Source organism: Pseudoxanthomonas sp. LjRoot204_2, from assembly GCF_056175765.1.
The window spans coordinates 1-7,228 of the sequence record NZ_JBGFFG010000164.1 but is presented as its reverse complement, the minus strand read 5'-3'; the positions used below and the strand labels follow the sequence as shown (position 1 = coordinate 7,228).

General features: G+C 66.9%; 7 protein-coding genes and 1 pseudogene. 3 read left to right on the top strand and 5 right to left on the bottom strand.

Features of this window, described 5'->3' with window-relative positions:
- Window positions 1–3: 3 nt before the first annotated feature.
- Complete coding sequence (locus AC04L7_RS09380) at window positions 4–1,296, bottom strand: aspartyl/asparaginyl beta-hydroxylase domain-containing protein (RefSeq protein WP_436000090.1); 1,293 nt, start codon at window positions 1,294–1,296, stop codon at window positions 4–6.
- A 51-nt stretch (window positions 1,297–1,347) separates the two neighbouring features.
- Between AC04L7_RS09380 and mtgA the strand changes: the two genes are divergently transcribed.
- From mtgA to AC04L7_RS09365, 3 genes are read left to right on the top strand one after another with little or no spacing between them, the layout of a single operon-like run.
- The gene (gene mtgA / locus AC04L7_RS09375) at window positions 1,348–2,127 is read left to right on the top strand and encodes a monofunctional biosynthetic peptidoglycan transglycosylase (protein ID WP_296278452.1); all 780 of its coding nucleotides are present in this window, start codon (window positions 1,348–1,350) and stop codon (window positions 2,125–2,127) included.
- Window positions 2,124–3,161 (top strand): glycosyltransferase family 2 protein, encoded by a 1,038-nt coding sequence (locus tag AC04L7_RS09370; protein ID WP_475512884.1) that lies wholly within the window; start codon window positions 2,124–2,126, stop codon window positions 3,159–3,161. The genes mtgA and AC04L7_RS09370 overlap by 4 nt, the downstream gene beginning before the upstream one ends.
- Entirely contained in the window at window positions 3,121–3,549 is a 429-nt protein-coding gene (locus AC04L7_RS09365) for a CBS domain-containing protein (RefSeq protein ID WP_296278450.1), read from the top strand. Before AC04L7_RS09370 ends, AC04L7_RS09365 begins: the two co-directional genes overlap by 41 nt.
- A gap of 6 nt (window positions 3,550–3,555) precedes the next feature.
- Here AC04L7_RS09365 and AC04L7_RS09360 read toward each other — a convergent pair whose 3' ends face one another.
- The 4 genes and pseudogenes from AC04L7_RS09360 to prfC all read right to left on the bottom strand — a co-directional run.
- Entirely contained in the window at window positions 3,556–5,505 is a 1,950-nt protein-coding gene (locus AC04L7_RS09360) for an AsmA family protein (RefSeq protein WP_436000087.1), read from the bottom strand.
- Window positions 5,506–5,592: 87 nt separating this feature from the next.
- The gene (gene trhA, locus AC04L7_RS09355; RefSeq protein ID WP_475512883.1) at window positions 5,593–6,285 is read right to left on the bottom strand and encodes a PAQR family membrane homeostasis protein TrhA; all 693 of its coding nucleotides are present in this window, start codon (window positions 6,283–6,285) and stop codon (window positions 5,593–5,595) included.
- A gap of 103 nt (window positions 6,286–6,388) precedes the next feature.
- Window positions 6,389–6,586, bottom strand: a complete 198-nt coding sequence (locus AC04L7_RS09350) for a hypothetical protein (protein ID WP_296278447.1) — start codon at window positions 6,584–6,586, stop codon at window positions 6,389–6,391.
- 188 nt (window positions 6,587–6,774) lie between these two features.
- Window positions 6,775–7,228: pseudogene (gene prfC, locus AC04L7_RS09345) on the bottom strand (peptide chain release factor 3); the annotation flags it as partial.

The window sequence follows — 7,228 nt, the reverse complement described above, 5'->3', positions numbered from 1 at the left end:
CGTTCACAGTTCACCCATGGCGTCGTGGCCGTTGTAATCCAGCATTCCCTGGATGGTCGTGCAGACCAGTTCCCGTTCGACTGGCGTCAACATGGGATGCCATACGTCGAAGATGAGCACTACGCGCAGGCGATCGCTGTTGTTCCAGGCTTCGTGCAGGATGGTGTCGTCGAACATCACCAACTCGCCGGGCTTCCAGACATGCGTTTCGCCGCCGACGCGAAGTGCGCAGTCGGGGGGGATGATCAGCGGCATGTGGACGGTCAGGCGGGTGTTCGTTGCCCCGTGATGGGGCGCGATATGCGTGCCCGGCTTGAGCGCGGAGAAGAACGTCACTGGCGCGCGGTCCGGCACCCTGCACATGGGGGCGTGGTCGGACAATGCGGCAACGGTCTTGGGACAGCGCCTGGCGTGGTCTTCGTCCAGTTTGCCGCTTTTCCAGAAATAGTAGGCGCCCCAGTCCAGATTGCGATCGAGCGGCGCGAACTGTCCCTTGGGCTCGTAGTCCGACATTTCCACGTAGGGGACGAACTCTGCGTTTTCCTCCAGCAATGACTGGAGCTCACGGAGCATGTCGGGGAAAGCGGCTTCGACGGCGGGCGCCCAGTCGAAATCCTCGCGATGGAAGATCGGTATCGAAGGCAAGCGAGGGAACGGCAGCGTCAGCGGCCGGGACAGCGCCATGTCGCGACGTCCGGTCACCACATCCAGGCTGTGCTGGAAACGCTCGAGCTGGCGCGGCGAACCGGTGCGCAACTGGTCCCCCATCCGGGCGAGCAGGAACTCGCGCATCTGCGCTTGGTTCTCCGCCACCTTGCGGCGAGCATGCTGGATCAACGGCTGCAGTTCGGGCTCCTGCTGGAGCGCCTCGGGCATGTAGGCCATCGCTGCGCCGTAGGAGGACGCGGCCGCGCGGTCCTTGCCTCGTTCCTCGAGCAGGCGTGCCTTTTCGATGTGCACGCCCCATGCGACCGGTTCTGCCTTGAGGGCGGCATTGATCTGGGCCAGGGCGGCATCCGCGTCGCCCATGGCGGAGTAGACCCGGGACAGATTGGCGTGCGCCATCGTATAGTCCGGAGCCGCTGCCACGGCGCGTTGCAACAGGTCGCGCGCGACGGACAGATCGCCCCGCTGCATGGCCTGCATGGCCAGGTGGTTGAGCGCTGGCGGAAACTCCGGCTCGAGCTCGAGCACCTTGTGCCAACGGACCGCTGCGGAGACGGACTGGCCGCTTTGGGCCAGCTGGTCGCCCTCTCTCATCAAGTCGGCTACCAGCGTCTCGGTGCGTGCGTTCATAAGGCGGATGACCAGCGGACTGTTGAGACCCCATTCTCGCATTTGGATGCCATGCGCTCAAAATCGGACGGTTCCATTCCCCGCGTAGCCCGTCGCCGCTGGCTCCGCTGGCTGCTCGCCCTGCCTTTCCTGTTCGCCGCGGCCAGCGTGCTGCAGGTCGTCGTGCTGCGTTTCGTCGACCCGCCGTTCACCGCCTTCATGGCGGCGCGCCTGGTCGAGGCCTGGGGCAAGGGAGACGTCGGTTTCCGGCTGGCCTACGACTGGCGCGATCTGGACGAGATGGCGCCCAGCCTGCCGTTGTCGATGGTCGCGGCGGAGGACCAGAACTTCGCCACGCACCGCGGCTTCGACCTGGCGGCGATCGAGAAGGCGCGCGTGCACAACCGCAAGATGGTCGAGCGCGCGGAGAAGCGCGGCAGGCCGGTGACGCGCCTGCGCGGCGCCAGCACGATCAGCCAGCAGGTCGCGAAGAACCTCTTCCTCTGGCAGGGCAGCAACCGCGTGAGCCGATGGACGCGCAAGGGGCTGGAGGCCTGGTACACGCTGCTGATCGAAACCCTGTGGTCGAAGCGCCGCATCCTGGAGGTCTACGCCAACGTCGCCGAGTTCGGCGACGGCGTCTATGGCGGGCAGGCGGCGGCACGACGTTACTGGGGCAAGGACGCCGCGCGCCTGACGTCCAACGAAAGTGCGCGTCTGGCCGCCGTGCTGCCGTCCCCCCGCCGCTACAGCGCCCCTCGTCCCGGGCCGTACGTGCAGCGGCGCGCGACACGCATCGAACGCCAGGTGCGGCAGATCGGCGGCACCACCTATCTCGAGGCGCTGCCATGATCGGCGCGGCGCCTCAGGTCACCGTCGTGGTGGCCGCGTACAACGAAGCGCAAGCGCTGCCGCTGCTGCACCCGCGCATCCTGGCGTCGCTGGACGCGCTGGAGGGCGTGCAGGGTCGCGTGCTCTACGTCGATGACGGCAGCCGCGACGACACATGGGCGGTGATGCGCGCGCTGGCGGCGGACGATCCGCGGGTGTCGCTGTTGCGGCTGTCGCGGAACTTCGGCAAGGAAGCGGCGCTGACCGCCGGCCTGGACCGTGTGGACACCGGTGCGGCCGTGATCCTCGATGCGGACGGGCAGGACCCGCCGGAGTTGATCCTGGACTTCGTGCGCGCCTGGCAGGCCGGCTACGACAACGTGCATGGCACGCGCGTCGAGCGGGAGGGCGAAAGCTGGCTGAAGCGCGCCACCGCGCATGCGTTCTATCGCGTGATCGGTCGCCTGTCGAAGACGCCCATCCCTGCCGACACCGGCGACTTCCGCCTGCTGTCGCCGCGTGCCCTGGCGGCGCTGCGCGAACTGCGCGAGCGCCACCGTTTCATGAAGGGGTTGTTCGGCTGGGTGGGCTTCAACCAGAAATCGGTGCCGTACCATCGCGATGCGCGCGTGGCGGGGAGCAGCAGTTTCGGCTTCTGGAAGCTGTGGAACTTCGCGCTGGAGGGTATCACCAGCTTCAGCACCGCGCCGTTGCGCGTGGCGACCTACATCGGCGTGCTGACCGCGCTGCTCGCCTTCGCCTTTGCGATCTACATCGTCGGGAAGGCGCTGCTGTTCGGCGATCCGGTGGCCGGCTGGCCGACGATGATGACGGTGATCCTGTTCCTCGGCGGCACGCAGCTGGTGGCACTGGGACTGATCGGYGAGTACCTGGGGCGCCTGTACGAGGAATCCAAGCAGCGACCCCTGTACCYGGTGGATGCGTGGCAACCCGCGTCGGCAGGAGTATCCTTGGCCGGGCCAGATCGACCCGCTCCCTATCCCGGAGATCGCCATGCGCACGGTTCGTCAGTTGCTGGGGGCCAAGGCCCCTGAAGTCTTCGCCGTATCCCCCGACGCCTCCGTCCTCGACGCCATCAGGCTGATGGCCGAAAAAGGCGTCGGCGCCGTGCTCGCCATGCAGGGGCCACGGTTGTGCGGCATCGTGTCGGAGCGCGATTACGCCCGCAAGGTGGTGTTGCAGGGGCGCTCGTCTTCCAACACGCCGGTGCGCGACATCATGACGGCGAAAGTCGTCACCGTTCGGCCCGACGACAGCGTCGACCATTGCATGAAGGTCGTCACCGAGCACCGGATCCGCCACCTGCCGGTGGCCGACGGGGACGCCATCGTCGGCGTCATCTCGATCGGCGATCTGGTGAAGGCGGTGATCGAAGACCAGCAGGTGGAACTGGACCAGCTGCAGCGCTACATCGCCAGCTGAGCCGCATCACTTCGCGTACTGGCCGCCGCACGCGCTGTCTTCGCCCGGCCCCACCTCGATCGTCGCCAGCAGCGCCGCAGGCGGGGCGATGCTGCCCAGCGCCACCGCGACCGCGCCGCGCAGGCCCAGGCGCTTGAAGTCGGGACGGAACGAAGGGTCCTTGAACGTGCCGCCGACGACCAGCGGCGAGCGCAACGCGAGGATGCTGCGATCCTTCGGGCGCGGCCTCATTTCCAGATCCAGTGTTTCGTCCTTCAGGCTGATGCGGCCGGTGCCGACGATGATCGTGTCGCTGGTATCGAAGGCGAGCGACCGGGCGTCCATCACGCCGTCCTTGACCGCGAAGTCGCCGAAGGCACAGCGTACCGGCACAGTCTTGTCCCGGGTGACCAGGAACTTCAATGACTCCGCGATGTCCAGGCCGGCGAGTTCCATCAGCAGGTTGCTGATCTGCCCACGGCCCATGCCGAGCGCGATGTCGCCATCGGCCGTGCCCAGGATGCCGGCGACCGAGTTGCCGGTCCCGGTGATCTTGATGTCGCCGCCGATACGGCCGATGGCGGTCTTCGTCAGTTCGGCCTGCGGAAACAGCTCACCCAGGTCCAGCCGGCGCGCGGCGATCGTCGCCTCTGTCCGGATGGTGTCGCTGCGGGCATCCATGCGGATCTGCGACCGGATATCGCCCTGCGCGACGCCGAAGTTCAACGGCTCCAGCCGCAACAGGCCGGCATCCAGCAGCAGGTGCGCGTCCATGTCGTCGATGGGAAGGCCCGGCGCGTTGATGCGATGCGCCTTCCAGCGGACGTCGGCATCCATCGCGCGCAGCTTGGCGAGGTTGTAGGGCGTGTCCGGCAGCACGCGTGCATCCGCCGCCAACGCCGCCGCTTCCGCACGCTGCTCTGCGTTGCTGGCTTCGCGGGCGTCGGTCTGCGGAGGCGCGCCGACGAACCCGGCCAGGTCGTCGAAATCCAGGCGCTTGGACACCAGGTTCGCCTTGAACAGCGGGCGTTCGCGCCCCACGGTGACGCTGGCCGTACCGGCAAGGTCGCTGTCGCCGACCACGCCGGTGAAATCGTCGTAGCGCCATGTGTTGCCGTCGCGCGTGAATCGCCCGTCCAGGCGATAGGGGGGCGTGGGAGGGGTCGCGATGCCGATCAGGGGGAACAGATCCTCCATGTCCTGCCCCGCAAGCATCAAGCGCAGGTCGAAGTCGCGCAAGCGGAACGGATCGAGCAGCGTGCCGCGTGCATGCGCGCGTGTCGCCCCGGCCCTGGCGCGCAGGTCGATACGGTAGTGCTTGTCGGTGTCGCGCAGCGCGAGCGGTGAGGCCACCTGGCCCTGCAGCGTGAGCGCATTGCCTGCCCAGCGGCCCTTGCCCTTCAGGTCGACTGCCGCCGGTGCATCCGGTGTCGCCTGGCGGATGCTGGAAAGCTGGATGTCCAAGTCGGTCTTGCGTGAGGGGTCGAGAAACAGCAAGCGACCGTCATCGATCCACAGCTCGCGAAAGCGCGTCCGGCTCTCGCCAGAGCGGTCACCGAAGACCCAGTTGCCCACGCCTTCGGGCCCTGTCTCCAGGCGCAGCCGGGGATGGGTCAGGCGCACGCGCGGGATGCGTGTCTCGCGCCTGAAGAGAAACGGGAAGACTTCCACGCTCACTTCGGCGCGATCCGCTGCCGCCATGGTCGGCACACGGGACCACGAGGCATTGCCGAACGTCAGCCCCTCCGCGCGCGCCGTGGTCACACGCCCGAGATCCACGTCGAGATTGCCGGCGATGTGGAAGCTGCGGCCGGTCTGCCATTCGACGATGCGTTCGATGGGGCGACGCARCCAGTTCCATTCGAACAGCACGGCGATGACCACGATGATCGCCGCCAGCACGCCGATCACGATCGCGCCGGTACGCGACAGGGGGCGCAAGGCGAAACGACGACGAGGAGTGGAAGCCGCGGTCATGGGCCCATGGTTGGCAACCGCGTGTTCACGGGTTGCGAAACGCAGGCCAGGCGGTTCATGTGCGGGACAYGAACGTCGACGCGCGTTTCACGCCAGCCGCGGCATCAGCACCTGCTGGGTGACGGCGACGAAGTGACACACACTGCCGGCGATCACGAACAGGTGCCAGATCGCATGCGAATAGCGGATCGATTCGCGATGGTAGAAGAAGGTGCCCAGCGTATAGAACAGGCCGCCGGCCAGCAGCCAGCCGAGCGTCCACGGATCCACCGAGGTCAGCAACGGCTTGATCGCCACCACCACCAGCCAGCCCATCGCGATGTAGAGGATCGTCGACAGCAGCTTGAAGCGGCCGGTATAGAACAGCTTGAAGATCACGCCGGCGATGGCGATCGTCCAGATCGCGGTGAACAGTCCCCAGCCCCACGGCCCGCGCAGGCCGAYCAGCGYGAASGGCGTGTAGGTGCCCGCGATCARSAGGTAGATSGCGCAGTGATCGAAAACCTTCAGGCGGCCCTTGGCGACCGGATGCTGGATGGCGTGATAGAGCGTGGACGCGGTATAGAGCAGGAGCAGCGTGATGCCGAAGACGATCGACGCGCCTAGCTGCCAGCCGTCCCCGTAGATGGCGGCGAGCGTGATCAGCACCGCGCCTCCCGCCAGTGCCGCCACGGCGCCGAGGCCGTGCGTCAGCGCGCTTGCGATCTCGTCGCGCAGATCGACCAGATGGTCGGCGCGTTTCCGTGCACGGAGGGTTTCGAAAGAGGTCGGCTCGTTCATGTCGCAACGTTACCGCAATGCAGCATGAGGTGCATGCCTCCGCGGCCGTCCAGTCAGCCTGCGGCGGGCTGCCGAAGGGTCCGGCAGCCCGCCTCGAGGCGGATCAGATCACTGCCGCGCCGCTCAGTGCCGCCATGTCGGGGCGGAAGACCAGGCACAGCGCGAATCCGGCCAGGAACAGGATCAGCGGAATCTTGTTCTCGGCGAAGTTCTTGATGCCGTAGTAGATCGTGTAGATACCGCAGATGAAGCAGAAGACGGCAGCCAGCGCGCCGTCTTTCTTCGCAGCGTTCACCGTCATCCAGATCGCCCCTGCCAACAGCAGGACTATCCCGAGAAAATACATCGACATCTCCCCATGACGCCGCCGGATGGCGGCCAGGGAAAGCCTAATGGATCAACGCGCCGGTCGGCATCCCGGGGCGGCCCGTGTCCGCCGAACGTAACCTGCAAGACACGGCCTCACCGTCGTGCCGTGGCGAGATGGGCTCATCCCGGATCGACGCTGTGCGCGTGCTCACGCGTGGCGAGGAACTGCACGTCGGGCGCGCGTTCCTGGGCGAGCTGCAGGTTCACCCGCGTCGGGGCCAGGTAGACCAGCTCGCCGGCCGCGTCCACCGCCAGGTTCATGGCGTTCTTGTCGCGGAATTCCTCGAGCTTCTTCGCGTTGTCGCAGCGGATCCAGCGCGCCGTGGCCACGCTGACGTTCTCGAACGACGCGTCCACGCCGTACTCGTCCTTCAGGCGGTAGGCCACCACGTCGAACTGCAGCACGCCGACCGCGCCGAGGATCAGGTCGTTGCTCATCAGCGGCCGGAAGAACTGGGTGGCGCCTTCCTCGGACAGCTGCGCCAAACCCTTCTGCAACTGCTTGAGCTTGAGCGGGTCGCGCAGGCGGGCGCGGCGGAACAGCTCCGGCGCGAAGTTCGGGATGCCGGTGAAC